The organism is Pseudomonas sp. PVC-5-1 (assembly GCF_057444345.1).
In genome coordinates, this window is record NZ_CM172024.1 from 2,515,123 (window position 1) to 2,533,636 (window position 18,514).

General features: G+C 60.9%; 14 protein-coding genes and 3 pseudogenes. 10 read left to right on the forward strand and 7 right to left on the reverse strand.

Annotated elements, in window-relative coordinates; translation table 11 throughout:
- Nucleotides 1-4: 4 nt before the first annotated feature.
- From AC2T3R_RS11425 to AC2T3R_RS11435, 3 genes are all read right to left on the reverse strand, one after another.
- A complete protein-coding gene (locus AC2T3R_RS11425; RefSeq protein ID WP_247847621.1) occupies nt 5-313 on the reverse strand; it encodes a chorismate mutase in 309 nt (102 codons plus the stop codon).
- Nucleotides 314-716: 403 nt separating this feature from the next.
- Nucleotides 717-1,175 carry a GyrI-like domain-containing protein gene (locus tag AC2T3R_RS11430; RefSeq protein WP_486745122.1) on the reverse strand — a complete coding sequence of 153 codons (459 nt, stop codon included), beginning with the start codon at nt 1,173-1,175 and terminating at the stop codon, nt 717-719.
- 160 nt (nt 1,176-1,335) lie between these two features.
- A complete protein-coding gene (locus AC2T3R_RS11435) occupies nt 1,336-1,800 on the reverse strand; it encodes a GNAT family N-acetyltransferase (protein ID WP_233694317.1) in 465 nt (154 codons plus the stop codon).
- A 335-nt stretch (nt 1,801-2,135) separates the two neighbouring features.
- On the opposite strand from AC2T3R_RS11435, the pseudogene AC2T3R_RS11440 reads away from it, so the two are divergent.
- A pseudogene (locus tag AC2T3R_RS11440) lies at nt 2,136-2,454 on the forward strand (GFA family protein).
- Between the two features lie 355 nt (nt 2,455-2,809).
- On the opposite strand, the gene AC2T3R_RS11445 reads toward AC2T3R_RS11440, so the two are convergent.
- The 4 genes from AC2T3R_RS11445 to putA all read right to left on the reverse strand — a co-directional run bounded on the left by AC2T3R_RS11445 (nt 2,810) and on the right by putA (nt 8,570).
- Nucleotides 2,810-2,983, reverse strand: coding sequence for a hypothetical protein (locus tag AC2T3R_RS11445; RefSeq protein WP_486745123.1), 174 nt, complete (start codon nt 2,981-2,983; stop codon nt 2,810-2,812).
- A 20-nt stretch (nt 2,984-3,003) separates the two neighbouring features.
- Entirely contained in the window at nt 3,004-3,708 is a 705-nt protein-coding gene (locus AC2T3R_RS11450) for a LysR family transcriptional regulator (protein WP_486745124.1), read from the reverse strand.
- A gap of 66 nt (nt 3,709-3,774) precedes the next feature.
- Nucleotides 3,775-4,566, reverse strand: a complete 792-nt coding sequence (gene proC, locus AC2T3R_RS11455) for a pyrroline-5-carboxylate reductase (protein WP_486745125.1) — start codon at nt 4,564-4,566, stop codon at nt 3,775-3,777.
- 68 nt (nt 4,567-4,634) lie between these two features.
- Nucleotides 4,635-8,570, reverse strand: a complete 3,936-nt coding sequence (gene putA, locus AC2T3R_RS11460; protein ID WP_486745126.1) for a trifunctional transcriptional regulator/proline dehydrogenase/L-glutamate gamma-semialdehyde dehydrogenase — start codon at nt 8,568-8,570, stop codon at nt 4,635-4,637.
- A gap of 334 nt (nt 8,571-8,904) precedes the next feature.
- Here putA and AC2T3R_RS11465 point away from each other — a divergent pair, with 334 nt between their 5' ends.
- The 9 genes and pseudogenes from AC2T3R_RS11465 to AC2T3R_RS11505 all read left to right on the forward strand — a co-directional run.
- Entirely contained in the window at nt 8,905-10,224 is a 1,320-nt protein-coding gene (locus tag AC2T3R_RS11465) for an MFS transporter (RefSeq protein WP_486745127.1), read from the forward strand.
- A 141-nt stretch (nt 10,225-10,365) separates the two neighbouring features.
- On the forward strand, nt 10,366-11,655 hold the full coding sequence (locus AC2T3R_RS11470) for an OprD family porin (protein ID WP_486745128.1): 1,290 nt from the start codon (nt 10,366-10,368) through the stop codon (nt 11,653-11,655).
- Between the two features lie 192 nt (nt 11,656-11,847).
- A complete protein-coding gene (locus tag AC2T3R_RS11475) occupies nt 11,848-12,966 on the forward strand; it encodes an ABC transporter substrate-binding protein (RefSeq protein WP_486745129.1) in 1,119 nt (372 codons plus the stop codon).
- A gap of 63 nt (nt 12,967-13,029) precedes the next feature.
- Entirely contained in the window at nt 13,030-13,923 is an 894-nt protein-coding gene (locus AC2T3R_RS11480) for a branched-chain amino acid ABC transporter permease (protein ID WP_486745130.1), read from the forward strand.
- Nucleotides 13,916-14,782 carry a branched-chain amino acid ABC transporter permease gene (locus AC2T3R_RS11485; RefSeq protein WP_486745131.1) on the forward strand — a complete coding sequence of 289 codons (867 nt, stop codon included), beginning with the start codon at nt 13,916-13,918 and terminating at the stop codon, nt 14,780-14,782. The genes AC2T3R_RS11480 and AC2T3R_RS11485 overlap by 8 nt, the downstream gene beginning before the upstream one ends.
- Nucleotides 14,779-15,579 (forward strand): ABC transporter ATP-binding protein, encoded by an 801-nt coding sequence (locus AC2T3R_RS11490; RefSeq protein WP_486745132.1) that lies wholly within the window; start codon nt 14,779-14,781, stop codon nt 15,577-15,579. The genes AC2T3R_RS11485 and AC2T3R_RS11490 overlap by 4 nt, the downstream gene beginning before the upstream one ends.
- On the forward strand, nt 15,576-16,295 hold the full coding sequence (locus tag AC2T3R_RS11495; RefSeq protein WP_486745133.1) for an ABC transporter ATP-binding protein: 720 nt from the start codon (nt 15,576-15,578) through the stop codon (nt 16,293-16,295). The genes AC2T3R_RS11490 and AC2T3R_RS11495 overlap by 4 nt, the downstream gene beginning before the upstream one ends.
- A gap of 104 nt (nt 16,296-16,399) precedes the next feature.
- Nucleotides 16,400-17,419: pseudogene (locus AC2T3R_RS11500) on the forward strand (HAMP domain-containing protein); the annotation flags it as partial.
- A gap of 315 nt (nt 17,420-17,734) precedes the next feature.
- Nucleotides 17,735-18,283, forward strand: a pseudogene (locus AC2T3R_RS11505) (methyl-accepting chemotaxis protein); the annotation flags it as partial.
- Between the last annotated feature and the right edge of the window lie 231 nt (nt 18,284-18,514).

The window sequence follows — 18,514 nt, forward strand, 5'->3', positions numbered from 1 at the left end:
GTCATCAAGATGCTGAAGGTTCGTTGGCAAGCTTCGCATGGGTGGCCAGTTCTTCACTGATGAAGGCCGAAATCATTGCCCGGTAGACCTGCTCCACGACCTCAGCCGAGGCACCAGTTTCCTCAGCCATTTCACGAACCTTCCTTATCACTTGCTCAACCCGAGCAGGCGCACGCACATCATCTGTGGTTTTCTTGAAGGCAGCTGCTTGCGTCACAAGCCGGCCCCGTTTGGCGAGAAGCGAAACGAGGTTGCGGTCGATTTCATCGATCCCTTGGCGGACTTCGTCCAGAGAGGTGCAAAGTACATCCACTTGCTTGACTTCCTTTTCATGAGCCTGCGCTTGATTAGGGCAGGCAGTTGCTGATGGTTTGGGGCTTTATTGTAGCCTCTGGTGGATGTCCGCAGTGGGTCCAGGCTGTGTGAAAACGCAAACGGATCGCTGAAGAGCGCGAGCGTACGTGAAATCTGTAATGGCTTGGTTATTCAGCTAACACTGATTTCGCGCAGGAGCGCGGAATCCTGTTTGTTTTCTAACCCACCGGATCCCGTCGAACGTTTTCACACAGCCTGGACCCGAAGCGGACGTTCGTGGAGGGCAGCAAACGGCCAAATACGGTCATTCAGTGCCTATGAAATTAAGAGCGGTTAAGGGTTTCGGTATTGAACAGCCTGATCAATAGATTCATAAGGGGCTTAGCATTCTTTGCCATGCATCAGACGATACCAAATTGGAGTTCTATGTGATTGTCTAGAGAATCTGGTCCCTGCCAGTTGTGATAGACCTCTCGGCTTTCGTCGGTTAGTCTACAGTCGGCTGCTCGAGCCCCTTCGACGAGCTTCGCATAACCATGGGAAAAGAGGTCGCTGATGGGCCCTCGGTAATCTTCATAAATGCAATGTAACGCCGGTAGCAGTTGATAGCGAACCCCTTCAATCTGCTTTTCCAAGTTACCCTGCACTGGCAAGCAGAATTCAATCCGAAAACGGTCGTTAGAATTGTTAGGGATCTTGTGGGAAACGAAAACCCACGGACCGACGACCTCAAGCCCAAGATATTCGACAGCGCCAATGATTTTTGCACAACAGACTGACGCTTGGTCAGCGATTTCCGGGATGGATAACTCTCGCCCGATAAAAAGTACCCGCTGAGAACCTATGCTTTTTTCCTTCATCTATAATTCCTTGTTTGTCAGGCAGTTACTGCAGGGTCTACTAATCCGTGTAGAGGGCAGATTGAAACCAGGGCGCTCAGTTGATCGCGCCGCTCTAGTGCTCGCCAAGTGGAAATGGCTCTGCGAAGTTGCAGGGGCGCCACGGCGCCCCTGCCTATGATCACGTAGACATCCGTCGCATGATCAACTCACCATCAATGACTTCACCGGTCTCGAAGAAGCCTTCAGATGCATAGAGACGTCGCGCTCCGATGTTCTCGGGGTCGACCCCAAGGGCGACGCCAGGTCCCCCAGGCAACGACTGGAGATGAGCCATGAGCGCTCGCAATGCAGCACGCCCGTAACCACGGCCCTGGTGGTTGCGGTCAATCATCAAGCGGTAGATCCACCGGCTGTTCTCATCCGGATCGAGGGCGTGCATTAGGAAACCGACTAGCTCACCAGTCTGCATGGCCCGTATGGCCAACGGTTCACACCAAGGGCTATCGGCAGCTTGTTCCAGCGATTCGGTATTGCTGGCGATAAAATCAATTTGGTCGTCGCGTACTTGTAGGGCGCGGCAGAGTGCTTCTTCCTCTGGAGAGCTGAGGTTAACAAGAAACACCGGCGGGCAAAGATTGGACATGTTTGATTCTCCGCGGGGCAAGAGGGGCCCCTTCAGGATTTCGTTGACGGTTTATTGGCGGACACATCATTGAAAACCGGGTCATAGGGCACCTCCTTGTTTCGCGGATGGGAAATATTCGGCTCATCCTGCCGAGTAGTTGTAATACTAATTGACAGTTCGTGAATCACGCAAGCGCTCCATCATGTGCTAAACGCAGTCGAACCGCACAACTGCTCGACCCAAAGGAGCCATTTACCGACAGTGACTTACAACCTGTCGACCAATTCAGCCAGGGCGGTTACGCTGGCGTCATTTGCACGGAAGCGTCAATGACAAGGACTTAAGGTGGCTGTTTGTGCTCAGCAGTGAGTTTCGAGTTAGCCACCCGCCAAAGACAGTGACTTACTGCCATTGCAACCAGTGCCGCAAAGTTCACGGGGCTGCTTTCGCATCCTACGGAAGCGTTCCGCGTAGCGACCTGCTAATTCTTCGCGGCGCCAACAGCATCAGGGCGTATGCGTCTTCACCGACGGTAGTACGCGAGTTTTGTATGGAGTGCAGCTCGACTTTGTTCTGGTCACGCTTGATACCCCGTTCATGCCGACGCAGCAGAGACATGTGCACGTCGACTCCGCTGCGTCCTGGTATACGTCAGTCAGCATTCGGACTTAGATCGGCGTACCACTATTGGTCGATAGCTGTCAGTCTAATTATGGCTGTTTTCGACCCAGGGCTGCCAGCGGGGTCAGAGGTGATCTTTGTGGGAGCGGGTTTACCCGCGAACACGGGCGTAGCCCGTGCCATCCTCCGCGTTGCCTGCTTCGCGGCGATTCGACGCCTCGATGAACCCGCTCCCACAGCGTTCGCGTCAGCCTTGGAAAATGAGCAAGGCCAATGCTTTCGCAACGGCCGCTTCGGGTCGACAGCTGCCGGTCCTGAAGGACAGCTATCGGCCCAAAACTCACGGTCGGCCATCCTTCTTGGCAGACCAGTTGTCAGGGGTGACATCTCAGTAATCGGCGTTCCTCTAAGGTGACCGTGGGTTGGTAAACACATACACAAGCTCATCGGCGAGCAGCCGGGCTTCTCGCGTGAGAAGCTCCTGATTTCGATAAACCAGGGAGATATTGAGCGCTGGCGCCTGTTCCTCGACGTTCAGTATCTCCATCGCCTGGCCATCTCGGTTGACGTAGTCGAGCATGCGAAGAGGCCAAAAACTGATCACATCCGTGGTGCGGCCAGTTCGCAAAATATGATTCCAGCTGAGCATTCAAGAATGTTTTCCGGGGGCGCCAGTTGGTGCTGCTCAAACATCAAGCCGATCTGCGAGCTTTCCAATGGCTCCTGCAGTAGCCATCGCTGCTCGCGCACTTGTTCGAGGGAGCGTGCGTGGCGCAGTGGGTGGCCTCTGCGTACCACCAATGCGGTCGGCTGGTGGTAAAGCTCTGTCCATTGGAACCCGTCGCCATAGCGACTGGCCGGTTGGCACGACAATGCAAGGTCCACTTGCCCTTCACGCAGGCCCTCCATCAGCTTTGAAGGACGCATCTCATGAATGCGCAGCCGCACCTTTGGGTAGCGTTCACTGTATTGATTTATCGCCGCGATCACCTGTGCACGGGGCGTCGCCGGTGATAAGCCGATTGATACCCGGCCGTTGGTTTCCCCCTTCAGCGCTGCGATTTCTTCCCTGGCCCGATTAGCCTCTTCCAGCATCAGGCGGGCCCTGCGTATCAGGCGTTCGCCGTATTCAGTGGTGGTGATGCCGCGGTTGGAACGGACCAACAGAGGCACCCCCAGAGATGTCTCGAGTTCCTTGATGGTCCTTGAGAGTGCAGGCTGGGAAAGGTGCAGCAAACGTGCAGTTTCCTGAAAGCTGCCGCTCTCGCAGATGGTGACCAACACTTTCAGTTGATGGAGCTTCATAGGCGTTGTACGTCGGCTACGTGGAGCAGCGTTGGCGTCTTGGCGGCCGCCCGCTGCCCCGGGCTTTCAAGATTCGCGTGAGAGCGCTTGTGAACGGGAATGTGCGGCCTGCACGGCGGCGTCGACCAGCCGACGCAAGCCCTCATTGTCTTCAAACGAGGCGATCGCCGCCGCCGTGGTGCCGTTGGGCGAGGTGACTGCGGTGCGCAACTCTACAAAGTCTGCGCCTGGCTGGGTTTGCAGCGTCGCGGCACCCAGCGCTGTCTGCGCTGCCAGGGTCTTTGCCAGTTCCGGGGTCAGGCCAAGTGATACGCCTGCTGCGGCGAGGGCTTCGCTGAACAGGTGGTAGTAGGCAGGGCCGCTGCCGGACAACGCCGTCACGGCATCCAGCAGGCCCTCGTGCTCCACCCAACTGGCGCTGCCGACAGCTTCGAACAACCGAGTCACCCGCTCGCGCAGGTTTGCATTCAGGTCAGGGGTGGCGAACAGGCCGGTGCAGCCCGCGTTGACCAGTACCGGCGTGTTGGGCATCGCGCGTACCACCGGGCAGCTGTGGCCCAGTGCCAGGCTGAGCTTGTCATGGGGTACACCGGCGGCGACAGAAATCACCACTGCGTGCTCGCGTACTGCGCGGGGTAGGGCGGCCAGTACCTCGCACGCGTAGTTCGGCTTGACCGCCACCACGATGATGTCAAAAGGCAGTGCAGGCAGGGCTGCGACGTTGCTGTAGAGGGTGACTTTGCTGGCTGTTTGCAGATAGGGGTCAACGGCGCTGACATGGCTGACCAGGCCGGCCTTGAGCCAGGCTTGGCCAATGGCGCTGCCCATGCGGCCGTAGCCCAGGAATAGTGCGTTCATGGTTGTTCCTCGTGGTTGTGCGAAAGTGCGCAGCGCAAGGATGCGCTGCGCCGGTTGCGATCGTGGGCCTAGCAGATGGTCATGAGATTGGCGTTACCACCGGCCGCTGCTGTGTTAACGCTAAGGGCATGCTCGATCAGCAGGCGTTCCAGTGGAATGTTGGTGTCTGCTCGCCCCAGACCGTGAACGCCGACGATGGCACCGCGGCGCCGTGCAGACAGCTGGCTGACGTGGCGCAATTGATCGCTATCGCCGTGGTGCAGAATGGCGTCGAAATGGGCGTCCGGGTCGGTCCAGTCGCTGATGCTGTCGATGCGCGCTTGTACCGATGCTGGCAGTTCTGCGCGTAGGGCCTGATGGCTATCGAGCCATAGCACGCGGCTGCCGACCGCCAGGCTGGCGGCGAGTTGGGCGAGCAGGTCCAGGCGGTTTTCAGCCAGATTCAGCACCACCTCCCGCGGCAGCAGGGTGTAGCTGTTGCGCTCACCGGTGGGGCCGGCGAGCAGGTGGGTGGTGTAGCTTTGCGACTGCTCCAGATAGCGGGCGAACAGGTTGGCGATTTCCGGTTCTTTCTGCTCGGCCCAAGCGGCAAAGGCCTTGCGCGCATTTTCCAGGTCGGTGGGGGCTGCAACCTCATGCCCATCGCCGTCAGCCAGGGCCTGCGCTACGGCATCGTGCGGGCGGGTGGCGAGCAGGCGATACAGGTACAGCGGGCCTCCCGCCTTCGGGCCGGTGCCAGACAGCCCTTCACCGCCGAACGGTTGTACGCCGACCACGGCCCCGACTATGTTGCGGTTGACGTAGAGGTTGCCCACGCGGGCGGTATCGACCACTTGGGCGATGGTCTCGTCGATGCGGGTATGCACGCCAAGGGTCAGCCCGTAACCGCTGGCGTTTATCTGCTCCAGAAGTTGGCTGAGCTGGCTGCGCTCGTAGCGCACCACATGCAGCACGGGGCCGAAGATCTCCCGTTCCAGTTCGTCGAGACTGTCCAGTTCGATCAGGGTCGGCAACACGAACGTGCCCCGTTGCAGCACCTGGCCGTCGGCCCGGGCAGCCTGGAAGACGGCACGGCCTTTACGGCGCATGTGCTCGATGTGGTTGACGATGTTGTCCCGGGCTTCGCGGTCGATCACCGGGCCTATGTCGGTATCCAGGCGCTCTGGCGAACCGACGCGGTATTCGGCCATCGCGCCACGCAGCATCTGGCAGACGTGCTCGGCCACGTCTGCCTGCACGCACAGCACCCGCAGCGCTGAACAGCGCTGGCCGGCGCTATCGAACGCAGAGCTGATCACATCCACGACCACCTGTTCGGCCAGTGCCGAGGAGTCGACGATCATGGCGTTCATGCCGCCTGTTTCGGCGATCAGCGGCAGCGTCTGGCCCAGGCCATCTAGGCGGCCGGCAAGGTTGCGGCTGAGGATGCCGGCGACCTCGGTGGAGCCGGTGAACATTACCCCCCTGATTCTGCTGTCACCGACCAGGCTCGCCCCAACGGTCTCGCCCCGGCCTGGCAGCAGTTGCACGACGCCGGTCGGCACACCGGCTTCGTGGAGGATGCGCACGGCCTGGGCGGCGATCAGCGGCGTCTGCTCGGCAGGTTTGGCCAGCACTGTGTTGCCAGCGGCCAGGGCGGCGGCGACTTGGCCACTGAATATCGCCAGCGGGAAGTTCCAAGGGCTGATGCACACCACAGGGCCCAGTGGGCGATGGCTGTCGTTGCTGAAGCTGCCAGCCTGGGCACCGTAGTAGCGCAGGAAATCGACTGCTTCACGGATTTCGGCGATCGCATTGCTGAAGGTCTTGCCAGACTCGCGTACCAGCAGGCCCATCAGTTGCTGCATCTCGCTTTCCATCAGGTCGGCGGCGCGCTCCAGAATTGCCGCGCGCTCGGCGGGCAGGGTCGACTGCCAGATCGGGCCGCTGGCCTGGGCGCACAGAATGGCGTTCTGCACATCGCTTTCGTTGGCTTCGTACACCTGACCGATCAGGTCGCGATGATCCGCCGGGTTACGCACGGCGGTGACGGTGCGCGGGTGGCTGCAATCTTTGCTTGACGTCGGGCCGGCAGTGTAGGGCTGGTTGGCGCTGGCGAGCAGTGCCGAGGACAATGAGCCAAGCCGGTGCTCATTGGACAAGTCAAGGCCGCCGGAGTTGAGGCGGCTGGTGCCATACAGGTTGCGCGGGAGCGGGATGCGCGGGTGCGGCAGGCCCAGCGCGCCTTCCTGCCCGGCCATCTTCTCCACCTGCAGCACTGGGTCTTCGACCAGCTCATCAAGGGTGATGGAGCGATCCGCGATACGGTTGACGAACGAGGTGTTGGCGCCGTTTTCCAGCAGGCGGCGTACCAGGTAGGCCAGCAGGGTTTCGTGGCTGCCGACCGGTGCATAGATGCGGCACGGGCGGTTCAGCTTGCCATCGGCCACTTTGCCCACCACCTGCTCGTACAGTGGCTCGCCCATGCCATGCAGGCACTGGAATTCGTATTGGCCCGGGTAGTAGTTCTGCCCGGCAATATGGTAGATGGCCGCCAGTGAGTGAGCATTATGGGTGGCGAACTGCGGGTAGATGGCCTCCGGTACCGACAGCAGCTTACGGGCGCAGGCGATGTATGACAGGTCGGTGTAAACCTTGCGGGTGTAGACTGGGTAGCCTTCCAGGCCGTCGATCTGGGCGCGCTTGATCTCGCTGTCCCAATAGGCGCCCTTGACCAGGCGGATCATCAGGCGGTGGCGGCTGCGCTTGGCCAGGTCGATGACGTAGTCGATCACGTACGGGCAGCGTTTCTGGTAGGCCTGGATGACGAAGCCGATGCCGTTCCAGCCGGCCAGTGACGGCTCGAAGCACAGACGCTCGAGCAGGTCGAGCGACAGCTCGAGACGGTCGGCTTCTTCAGCGTCGATGTTCAGGCCGATGTCGTACTGCCTGGCCAGCAGGGTCAGCGACAACAGGCGCGGGTACAGCTCTTCCATCACGCGCTCGTACTGGGCGCGGCTGTACCGCGGGTGCAGCGCCGACAGTTTGATCGAGATGCCCGGGCCTTCGTAGATGCCGCGCCCGTGCGAGGCCTTGCCGATGGAATGGATCGCTTGTTCGTAGGCTGCAAGGTAGTTCTGCGCGTCGTGCTCGGTGAGTGCAGCTTCACCCAGCATGTCGTAGGAGTAGCGGAAGCCTTTTGCTTCACGACGTGCCGCATTGGCCAAGGCCTCGCCGATGGTGTCACCGGTGACGAACTGCTCGCCCATCAGGCGCATGGACATGTCCACACCCTTGCGAATCAGCGGTTCGCCACTCTTGCTGATGATGCGGTTGAGTGAGGACGACAGGCCCGTCTCATTGTGGGTCGACACCAGTTTGCCGGTGATCAGCAGGCCCCAAGAGGCGGCGTTGACGAACATCGACGGGCTCTGCCCCAGGTGCTGGCTCCAGTTGCCATTGGCGATCTTGTCGCGGATCAGGGCGTCACGGGTGCCCTTGTCGGGGATGCGCAGCAGGGCCTCGGCCAGGCACATCAACGCCACCCCTTCCTGCGACGACAGCGAGAACTCCTGCAGCAGGCCTTGCACCAGCCCCTGACGGCCGCCGGCGCTTTTCTGGTTACGCAGCTTCTGGGCGATGCTGTAAGCCAACTGGTGAGACGCTTTCGCCATCTCTGCCGGCTGGCGTGCCTGCTCCAGCAGCATCGGTACGGCGTCCGCTTCGGGGCGGCGGTAGGCTGCGGTGATGGCAGCTCGCAGCACCGATTGCGGAAGGACGCTTTCGGCGAAGTCGAGAAATACCTCCAAGGCGCCCTCATCCAGGTGTTCTGCCTGTTCTTCGCCTGCAACAGCGGCCAGGCCAGACTGACGAGCGGGCGTCATGCCGCCTTCGATCTGCTCCAGGTAGTTGAAAATGGCCTGTTTGATCATCCAGTGAGGAGTCTGGGCGATTTGTTGTGCAGCCTGTTTGAGTCGCTCGCGGGTGGCGTCGTCAAGCTTTACGCCAAGTGTGGTGGTTGCCATGTTGTTATCACCGGGTAGGTAGTTGGCTAAACGGAACGGTGCGCAGATTAAACCCGGAATCAATAAGGGTGCAACCTAGTGCAACCCAATAGTTACAATGAACTTTATTGGATGTTTGTTCAATAAAAAATATTGTGTGCCAGCCCAAGGCAGCAAACGTTTGGCATGTGCGTGGCGTGCACTTCAATGGTGCATTTTGGTTTCATTCACCCATTTTGTTATACCTATAGCAAAATAGGTGGTTGCACCTTGTGCCCGATGAAATCTAGGATCGGTGCTACCCAGTGATACTTGGGTCATTGTGGCCCAACCCAAAAAAAATAAGGCATAACACATGAGCAATTCCTCCGCCGATGCGCAATCGGCCAAGACCCGTCGCCGCGCGTTGGTCGCCAGCCTCACAGGCAGTTCGATCGAGTGGTTCGACTACTTTCTTTATGGAACAGCCGCAGCGCTGGTTTTCAACAAACTGTTCTTTCCTAACTTCGATCCGGTCGTTGGGCTGTTACTGGCTTACTTGTCGTTTTCCCTGACGTTCTTTATTCGACCTATTGGCGGCGTACTGTTTGCCCATATCGGCGACCGCATCGGGCGCAAGAAGACTCTGGTCATCACGTTGTCGCTGATGGGGGGCGCAACCGTGTTGATCGGCTGCCTGCCTACTTATGAACATATCGGCGTCTGGGCACCGATCCTGTTGATCCTGCTGCGGGTGGTTCAGGGCCTTGGCATTGGTGGCGAGTGGGGTGGGGCGCTGTTGCTGGCCTATGAATACGCACCGGCCAACCGCAAGGGCCTGTTCGGCAGCGTGCCGCAAGTGGGCGTCACCCTCGGCATGCTGCTCGCCACCATGGCCGTGAGCCTGATGGCGATGCTGCCCGAGGAAGACTTCCTGTCCTGGGGCTGGCGTGTGCCCTTCGTGCTGAGCGCCGGCCTGGTGTTCCTCGGCCTGTGGATCCGCCACGGCCTCGACGAAACCCCGGACTTCAAGAAAGCCAAGGCCAGCGGTAACGTTTCGAAAATGCCGGTGGTGGAGACGCTGCGCAATCACTGGCGTGAAGTGCTGATCGCCGCGGGCCTGAAAGTGGTCGAGACGGCGCCGTTCTATATCTTTTCGACCTTCGTGGTCAGCTATGCGGTAAACAACCTGGGCTACCAGAAAGTCTCAGCGTTGAACGCCGTGATGATCGGTGCCCTGGTGGCCTCGCTGCTGATCCCGGTCATGGGCTGGCTGTCTGACCGCATCGGCCGCAAGCGCGTTTACATCGGCGGCATTCTGGCCATCGCGTTGTACATCGTGCCGTATTTCATGCTGCTCGATACCCGCACCCAATGGGGCATCACCGTCGCCACCGTCATCGGCTTCGGCGTGCTCTGGGCGCCGGTCACCGCCGTGCTCGGCACCTTGTCTTCGGAAATATTCTCCACCCGCGTGCGCTACACCGGCATCACCCTGGGCTACCAGCTGGGCGCTGCACTGGCGGGCGGCACGGCACCACTGATCGCAACCTGGCTGCTGTCCGAGTACAAGGGCGACTGGCAGCCGGTGGCCCTGTACATGCTGGCAACCGTAGCCATCTCGCTGGTCGCCATCCTGTCTGTAGGTAAACGTCGCAAAGACGACGAAATTCAAGGCGGCGCTCGCGCTTCCTGAATGCAATGACCGGAGCCTGCGCGCTCCGGGTTCTATCTGTCGCCACTCCGTATCCGTTCCCCGGGCCTGCCTTGCCATGGCAGCCCCGCGGGAGCGTGTGTCCTAAAAAAAAAAGCAATACACAAGGGAGAGTTGCTTCACATGAAGAGAAAACTATTGAATCTGGCCATTCTTGCGGCCATGGGGAGTTTCGGCGGGCAGGCACTTGCCGCAGGGTTCATCGAAGACAGCACGGCAAAGCTGGAGCTACGCAACTTCTATTTCAACCAAGATTTCCGTGACACCGATACCCAGACCCAGGACGAGTGGGGCCAAGCCTTCCTGCTCAACGTGCAGTCCGGTTTCACCCAGGGGCTGGTCGGCTTCGGGGCAGATGCCACCTACACCCTGGGCGTGAAGCTCGATGCGCCGGGGGCGCGGTCCATTTTCCCCGCCGACAGCGACGGCGAAGCCGTGGACAACTTCAGCCGCGGTGGCCTGACCGGCAAGGTACGCCTCTCCAAGACCGAGGCCCGCTATGGAATCCTCACGCCGAAGCTGCCCATCCTCTGGTCGAACGACGGCCGCATGCTGCCGCAGTTGTTCGAAGGCGGGCAGATCACCAGCAACGAGATCGACAAACTGACCCTCACTGGTGGCCAGATCGAGCATGTAGTGGGCCGTATGTCGAGCAACTTCACCGGCATGTCTATCGCCGGTGGTAGCCAGCAAAGCAACCACCTGCGTTTTGCCGGGGGCGATTACAAGGGCATCAAGGACCTGACCCTGCAGTACTACTTCGCCAACCTCGAAGATTATTATGACCAGCACTTCCTCGGTGCGTTGCACAACCTGGCACTGGGCCCCGGCGTGCTCAAGACCGACCTGCGCTACTTCCGCACCACCTCTGATGGCAAGAATGCCGACCGTGCTGCAGGCTTTCTGGCATCGACCAACGGCAGTGGCAACGATGGCGAACTGGACAACTCGACCTGGAGCGCCAAGTTCACCTACGCCCTGAGCGGCCATGCCCTGACCCTGGGTTACCAGCAGGTGTCGGACGACAGCATATTTACCCAGTTGAACCAAGGCGGCCTGGCCAACGAGGGCGCAGGCGGGACAAGCACTTATGTGATCACCGACAGCCTGGTGCAGAACTTCACCTACGCGGGTGAGCGCACCATCCTTGGCGGCTACGCCTACGACTTCGCCGCGCTCGGGGTACCAGGCCTGAACGCCAGCGTCACCTGGCTCAAGGGCGATCAGATCAAGACTGCCGTGGGTTCCGACCGTGAAGAGTGGGAGCGCGACATCGTACTGAGCTATGTGGTGCAAGGCGGACCATTGAAAGGTGTGGGCGTCGCCTGGCGCAACGGCGTACTGCGCAGCGACGTGCTCGGTGATATCGACCACAACCGCCTGACCGTCAGTTACACCGTGCCTATCTGGTAAGAGTTTCGAAGCGTTTTCATGAATTTTTCCTCCTCCCGCAATCCTCGGGAGGACCGGAGCGGTGCGTCCGTGATTTGCCACGAGCGACTCAGGGAGCATCGGTGCTTGAGCTGTTTTGCCCCGCTGGCGCAGGGGGCTGCATGACGCAGTGAGCGACGGCGACGCCGTCACGATCATTCCAAGGAGACAGTTATGCCTTTCAAGTTCCGCTCCATGCTTATCTCGACTTCGATGTTATTTACCCTGGCCACGGCCGCGCCGTTCGCGTCTGCCGCTGACGCTGTGCAGATGGGCGCGGTGCTCTCGCTGACGGGCGCCAACGCCACCGTTGGTGAAGACGTGCGCCGCGCCGTGAAGCTGGCTGAAGACAAGGTCAACGCCGACGGTGGTGTGCTCGGCAAGCCATTCCAGGTCATCGTCGAAGATTCCGGTGGCAATCCCACCACCGCCATCAACGCCGCACGCAAGCTGGTCAGCGTCGACAAGGTGCCGGTGGTGATCGGCGAATACTCGTCGGGTATCAGCATCCCGATGGGCCAGTATCTGGTGAAAGAGGGCGTGGTGCATATCAACATCGCCAGCACCAGCGTGAAGATCCGCGACCTGGGCAGTAGCTCGTTCAACCTGATCGGCCTGGAAGACAAGGGCAACAAGTTTTCTTCCCAGGATGCCTGGGACCTGGGCTTTCGCAACGTCGCCGTTCTGGCACCGAACAATGCCTACGGCCAGGGCGTAGCACACGGTTTTCGCGCCGAGTTCGAAAAGCTCGGCGGCAAGATCGTCAACGAGACGCTCTACACCGCCGGCCAGTCAACCTACCGCCGCGAACTGCAACAGATCGCCCGCAGCAAACCGGACGCATACATCTACACCGCCTACGGGCAGGAGTCTGCGGTCATCAACCGCGAGGCACTGGAGCTGGGGCTGCGTGAACAGCCGTGGTACGCGATCCTGTTGTCCATGAGCCTGTCGGACACGCCGGCCAACATCGCCCAGGGCCAGTTGGGGATGGAGGTTGGGTCGTTCGTTGGCCTGACCGGTAAGGCCTACGCCGATGCCTTTGCCGCCAAATACAACGAAGGTATGAAAACCTCCTACACCGGCTATGCCTACGACGCTGTGCTGATGGCGGCCAAGGCGATCGAAAAGGCCGGCAGCACCGAGCCGGCCGCAGTACAGGCTGCGCTCAAGGAAGTGGGCAAGGGCTATGACGGCGTGACTGGCACAGTCGCCTTCGACGACGGCCGCCAGCGGCTCGACCCGCCCTACGCCAAGCTCAAGTATGACGGCGGCAAAGTCGTGCCTCGATAAGTACGCGATACGCCCGTCCGGTTCGCCGGGCGGGCTTGTGCCTGCTCTTGCGGAGTGTTTTCCATGTTGCAGTTCCTGATCGATACCTTGCTGCGGGCAACCGACCTGGCGCTGATCGCCTTCGGCCTCAGCCTGGTGTATGGCCTGGTCAAGTTTCCCAATATCGCCCACGTGCAATACGCCATGCTGGGTGCGTACCTGACCTATGGCCTGGACGCCGCCGACGTGCCCTTGCCGCTGGCCTTGCTGTTTGCTGCACTGCTGGTCGGTGCCCTGACTCTGGTGTTGCAGCGCCTGGTGTTTCAGCGCCTGCTCAAAAGTGGCCCGGCCATCGCCATGATTGGCTCGCTGGCCATCGCCATGCTGCTGGTCGCCGCGCTCCAGGGCATCGCGGGTACTTTCCCGCGGATGTTCGAGCTACCCCTGAAGGCGCCGATCCTGTTGGGCGATGCGCGTATCACCCACACCCAGCTGTACTTCTTCGCCACCACCCTCGTTCTGCTGGCAGCGTTCACCGTGGCACTGTTCCACACTCGCCTGGGGCGCGCCATGCGCGCGCTGGCCTGCAACCCGGCACTGGCCAACGCCAGCGGGCTGCACGCTGCCCGGATCACCCTGATGGTGACCTTCGCCAGTGGCGCCATCGCAGGGCTTGGCGGCGGTCTCTTGGCATTGTCCACCGGTGCCCACATCAACCTGGGGCATGACCTGCTCCTGCCGGTGTTTGCTGCGGCCATCCTCGGTGGCCTTGGCAACCCCATGGGGGCGGTGGCCGGCTCCTTGTTGATCGCCTTCACCGAAACCCTGGTCACCAACCTGAACTTCGGTTGGCTGGTGGGCCGGGAAATGGCCTTCCTGCCGGTGTCCTACATCAGCGGCGCTGCGTTCCTGATCCTGCTGCTGGCATTGCTGTTCAAGCCCTACGGCCTGTTCGACCGGGAGGTGCGCCGTGTTTGATTTCCTGGTTTCCGCGCTTACCTTCGCCAGCCTCTATGGCCTGATGGCGCTGGGGCTCAACCTGCAGGCCGGCTATGGCGGCCTGCTCAATTTCGGGCACATCGCCTTCGCCGGCCTGGGCGCCTACGGCACCGGCATTGCGGTCCAGGCTGGCTATTCGCCATGGCTCGGCATGGCCTTTGGTGTGCTTCTGGCCATGGGTCTGGGCGGGTGCGTGGCCCGCCTGGGGCGCAAGCTTGCTTCGGACTACTGGGGTATCGCCACCCTGGCAATTGCCGAAATCCTGCGCGTGGTGGCGACCAACGAGGGCTGGCTTACCGGTGGTGCGCAAGGTATCGGTGCGATCCCTACGCTGTTCGACGGTGTGGGCTTTCTGGTGATGATGCTGGTGCTGCTGGGCATCGCTACGCTGCTCTGCCAGCGCCTTGCCGATGGCCGTTTCGGCCGTGCCCTGCGGCTGATGCGCGAGGAACCGCAACTGGCCGCCTGCATGGGTTATGACCTGACCTCGCTGAAGTCGCGGGCGATCATGGCCAGCGCGGCGCTAACCGCCATCGCCGGTTCGCTGTACGCCCACTTCATGAGTTATGTCGGCCCCGACTACCTGCTCGCCTCTGAGACGTTCCTGCTCTGGACCATGTTGATGATCGGTGGCCTGGGCAACCTGCGCGGCGTGCTGCTGGGGGTGTTGTTGGTACAGGCCGCCTACAGCCTGGTGCCGTTCGCCAAGGATTACCTGGGCTTTGACTCCGACCTTGCCGGCGCCCTGCGCCTGGGTCTGATCGGCGCGGTCCTGCTGGCCTGCCTGATGTGGCGCAGTGAAGGCCTGATCCCTGAAAAAGTGAGGAAGATCGCATGAGTGCTTCGCGCGAATACCTGCTCAACGTGCAATCGGTAGCCAAGGCCTTTGGCGGCAACCAGGTGCTGCGTGACGTGAGCTTCAACGTGCAGCGCGGCGAAATCGTCGGCCTGCTTGGGCCCAACGGTTCTGGCAAAAGCACCTTGCTCAACTGCATCACGGGTTTTGAAGCGGTGGATGGCGGCGCCATTGCGCTGGGAGCACGGCGTATCGAGCGGTTGCAGGCCCACCGTATTGTCCGCCACGGCATTGCCCGGACATTCCAGCTGCCTTCCATGCCCACCAAGATGTCGGTCATCGAAGTGGCGATGGCAGCCTGCACTCGCCAGCACGGTGTGTTCGCCACGCTGCTCGGTCTTCCGGCGCTGCGCCGGGCCGAAGAACAGGCGCGGGCCAAGGCCGAGCGGCTGATCGATGAGTTGCTGCTCAGCCCTGTGCGCGACCTGCCGGCTTCGGCGCTGTCGGGTGGGCAGAAGAAACTGCTGGGCATTGTCTGCGCCTTGATGGGCGAGCCCGAGCTGGTGCTGCTCGACGAGCCTACCGCCGGGGTGCACCCCAACCTGCGCCGTGACCTGGTGGCAGCGCTCAAGCGCCTCAATGCCCAGGGCATGACGCTGGTGATCGTCGAGCATGACATGCACTTCATCCGCGACGTCTGCAGCCGCTGCGTGGTGCTGGACCGCGGTGAGATCGTCGCCAGTTGCAGGCCGGACAAACTGGCCTCCAACGCGCGGGTGATCCAGGCCTACCTGGGTGGCCGTCACAGCCCGCAAGCCCTTGAGGAGAACGCGCCATGATTGAAGTGAAGGACGTCGTCGCCGGCTACAGCGCCGAGGTGGACATCCTGCGCGGCATGACTTTGCATGCCGAGCAGAAGGAAATCGTTACTTTGCTGGGCCCCAATGGTTGCGGCAAGAGCACCTTGCTCAAGACCATCGCCGGTTACCTGCTGCCGCGCAAGGGGCAAGTCCTGCTGCAGGGGCAGGACGTGTCGCGGGTACCGGTGCACGAGAAGATACGCCGCTGCCGGCTTGGCTTCGTGCCGCAGACCGACAACGTGTTCGCCAGCCTGAGCATCCGCGAGAACCTCCACGTGGGCGGGCACTACCAGCGCCCTCAAGACAAACAGCGACGTATCGATGAGCTGTGCACGGCCTACCCGATCCTGGCAAAGAAGTTCAACGCACCCGCGGCGTCCATGTCCGGTGGTGAGCGGCAGATCCTTGCCCTGGCCCGGGCGTTGATGCCCAGGCCCAGCCTGCTGCTGCTCGATGAACCCTCGGCGGGCCTGTCGCCCAAAGTGCTGCTGGAAGTGTTCGAAGCCATCCAGCAGGTCCGCGACCAGGAAGGCGTGACCATACTGATGGTGGAGCAGAACGCGATGGAGGCGCTGCGCATCTCCGATCGCGCCTATGTGCTGTCGATGGGCAGTGTGGCGTTGACTGGTAATGCTCGGGAGCTGATGCACGACCCGCAAGTCAGCGAACTGTACCTGGGAGGGCGGGTCGCCTGAGACTCTGCTGGCATTCGCGTCCTCGCGCTCCTGGGGCCGCGAATGACGTAGAGCGTGTTTGGCCGCGCAGGGTTTACTGCGCGGCCCTTTTTAGAGCCTTGATGATGAAATTCAGCCACAAGATTCTGTTGGCCGCTGCCCTGGTAGTGGTCAGCGCCTTCGCTTCGTTCACCCTGTACAACTACATCTGGCAAAAGCGCCTGCTGGCTCGAGAGCTGCAAAGCCAGCTGCGTGAGGTTGGCGCCCTGGCCGCCGACAGCGTTCACAACTGGCTTGGTGGGCGAGTGCTACTGGTGGAAAGCCTGGCACAACGCTTGGCCGCCGATACCAGCGAAGCCGCTGTCGAGCCGGCCTTCGGCCAGGATGTGCTGAAAAACACCTTCAACATGGTGTACCTGGCGCGCGCCGATGGCAGTTTCAGTATTCGCCCGCAGCAGGATATGCCCGCCGGCTATGATGCCCGCCAGCGTGACTGGTACCAGCGTGTGCAGGCGCGCAACGACAGCGTCCTCACCGAGCCTTATGTCAATGCCGCTACCCAGGAAATGATCATGGCCGCCGCTGCTCCGGTGGTGCGTGCCGGCGAGCTGCTTGGCGCGGTGGGCGCGGGAATGCCGATCGATACGCTGGTCCAGATCATCGGCAGCGTCAACCTGCAGGGCAAAGGCTATGCCTATCTGGTCAATGGCGCTGGAAAGATCCTGGTGCATCCCCAGACTGACCTGATCAACCGTCGCCTCAACGAACTGGACCCAGCGCAACCCCTGAAAGTCAGTCGTGACCTTCAAGAGCACGATGTGAATGGCCAGGTTCGCATCGATACCTTCGTCCCGGTACCGGGGCTACCGGGTGCCGACTGGTATGTCGGGCTTTCGGTGGATCGTGACCTTTCTTACCAGCAACTGCGCGACTTCAGCGGTTCGGCGTTGATCGCCATGCTGGTGTCAGTGCTGCTGGTGATGGTCGCCCTTGGTGTGCTGCTGCGTTTGCTGCTAAAGCCGCTGCTGCGCATGATCGTCGCCATGCAGGACATCGCCGCCGGTGAAGGCGACCTTACCCAGCGCCTGCCTGCCACCGGCCGTGACGAGCTGGCCCAGCTGGCCCAGGCCTTCAACCTCTTCGTCGAGCGCATGCAGCGCACCATCGGGCTGGTCGCAAATGGCAGCGTCGGTGTCGATGAAGGTGCGCGCAGCGTGGTCCAGGCCAGCCAGGCTACCCTGCGCCAGTCAAGCGAACTGGTGCAGCGCAGCGACACGGTTGCTGCTGCCATCGAGCAATTGGGTGCCGCCGCCCAGGAAATCGCCGGCAGCGCCGCGAATGTTTCGGTGCAAAGTGCTGCTGCACGCAACCAGGCCGAGCAGGGCCAGCGCATGCTCAGCGATGGTTCCACGGCACTTAGTGCGCTCGCGGCGCAAGTTGACACCACCCGCGCGAGCATGGAGCAATTGGGCAGCCAGACCGAAGCCATCGGCCGCATCCTCGACGTGATTCACGGCATCGCCCAACAGACCAATTTGCTGGCGCTCAACGCAGCCATTGAAGCTGCGCGAGCAGGGGAGTCTGGCCGAGGTTTTGCGGTGGTGGCCGACGAGGTGCGTCAACTGGCACATCGCAGCCAGGGGTCAGCCCAGGAGATCCAAGAAATGATTGAATCTCTTCAGGTCGGCGCCCAGGCGTCGATTGCCTCGATGGTTGCCAGCCATCGGCACGCCGAGCACAGCGTTAACGTCATTGCTAAAGCCTGCGGGGGTATTGACACAGTCATCGAGCGTTTGGCCGATATCGATGAAATGAACCAGTCTGTAGCTGCCGCCACGGACCAGCAACGCGCGGTTGTCGAGTCGATCAGTCGCGAAGTGGGCGAAATCGCCACGCTCAATCAGCATGTTCAAGTGGGGCAACAGCAGACGCTGGACGTTTGCAAAATGATGGATGCCAGATCAGGTGAACTGCGTCAAATGGTGGCAAGCTTCTGCATCAATCGTTAGTAAATTTCGATTTTGTGCAGAGGCTTTAAACAAGCAGAGCTACTGGTCCCTCGTTTCAGCCAACAAATGTCAAAAAACGGGAGCTGTCTGCTCGCAGTAGTACCGAGCCTATAGGCGGTTCCTTCTTTGAGTGACCGCTATGGGTCGAAAGCTGCCGGCCTTGGTTGGCCGCTTTCGACCCATAGCTGCCCTTCGCGAAGGACGGCTGTAGGCCAAAGGCATGCGTTCGAT